Genomic DNA, 1,512 nt, shown 5'->3' with positions numbered 1-1,512 from the left:
CAAATCCTGCCCCCGCAACCACCGACACTTGCAAATTTGCCCAGCTTCTTCCTATCAAGCTCCTCAGACCAAGCGTCGAGGAGCTTTTTGCGTTTGGCCTCCGTATCGATCTCACCGGATGCAATACGGGTCATCAGATCATTCTGAGCCGCAGCGAGAAACTGTTACTCCATCAGACCCAGGACTTCTATTGACACCATGATGTCAGCGATCGAGCCATGCATGCCGCCCAGCGCTTGCATGTTCATGCGATGGGCGTTCTCGCGGAGCGCATTCATCTGGATTGCTGCCGTCGCTTTTGGCGAATATGGTGCATGGCGGTGAGAGCGCGATCACCGGCGGTGGCAGGCATGCGACCTCCGGTCTCGCGGCCCCGCCACCGGGGGGGGCGGCGCGGAGGGGCGGGATGATGTTCGAAGATGACAGTAATCGGAAGACCTGCGCGTCACATCGCGTTGTCTGGCCGTTCGCCCAAGGCGAGGAGTGTTACGCTGCCTGGAAAATGGCACTCTCAAAATTGGTCGATTGCGCGTTACCGGTTGATGCCGATGTAGCGTCATTCGAGTTTCATGGCTGCACATGGCAGCTTCCCGAGACCTTTGTGCAGATCAACGGCGGGTCGGCCATGTCGATGGCTCGTCCGCAGCACGTCATTGATGATCGACCGATCTCCCAGATGTCACTCTATCTGCTGACCGTCGGGAGCGTGGTGACCGACTATGATGGACGCAAGCAAATCCATGTTCCCGGCGATGTCGTCGCGATCGACTATTCCTTGCCCTATGAATCCTATGCCTCTGCATATGAGGGGATCGTGCTTACCTTCGACAAAGCCAGTGCACCGTCCGAATTGCAAGGCGACGTCCACGGCAAGATGCTGACGGCGAACAGCAGCGCCGGTAAAATTCTTGGGGCTCAGATGAGATCACTCGTGGCTCATATCGATGGGCTCAGCGTCGTAGAGGCTCAGTCGGCCATCAATGGGATTCTGCAGTTCGCAGCGACCACTCTTCCCGCCGCTGCCCTAAGAACCGTGCGCGACGATCACTCAGTCTTGCATCGGGCCTATAGTCTGGCCAGAAAGAGGATGGCTGATCCGGACTTCGGCCCCGAATATCTGGCGCTTGAGCTGGGAATGTCGCGATCGAAACTGTTTCGTTCGTTTGAGGAGCATGGCGGGGTGCAACGCTGGCTGCTCGGCAAACGGCTGGCGGCCAGCCTGCATGCGATCGTCAGATCCGCGGGCAAACAGAAAATATCGGCGATTGCCCACCAGCACGGATTTCGCAGCGAAGCACATTTCAGCCGCGCTTTCCGGAAGCGATATGAGATGAGCCCAAGCTCGGCTCTGGCCTTGACCAAGCGTGCGCAAGGAGCCTCAATGTATCTGAGCTGGGCGGAGGAGGATAGGTGGAATGAGATGTCGACGGTCGAGGCTTGGCTCGCATCAGCTCATGCCAGCGAATTGAAGGCGCAGACTGACAGCGCCAAGGTGATGTCATGTCTGGATGG

At 57.9% G+C, this 1,512-nt stretch carries 1 protein-coding gene; it reads left to right on the top strand.

Annotated elements, in window-relative coordinates:
• Window positions 1–406: 406 nt before the first annotated feature.
• On the top strand, window positions 407–1,512 hold a 1,106-nt coding region (locus LH464_RS24305; RefSeq protein WP_226788967.1), incomplete at its 3' end, for a helix-turn-helix transcriptional regulator.

This window comes from Pseudorhizobium xiangyangii, from assembly GCF_020531965.1.
Classification (GTDB): domain Bacteria; phylum Pseudomonadota; class Alphaproteobacteria; order Rhizobiales; family Rhizobiaceae; genus Neorhizobium; species Neorhizobium xiangyangii.
The sequence above is the reverse complement of the archived record's forward strand: the minus strand, read 5'-3'. Positions and strand labels throughout refer to the sequence as shown.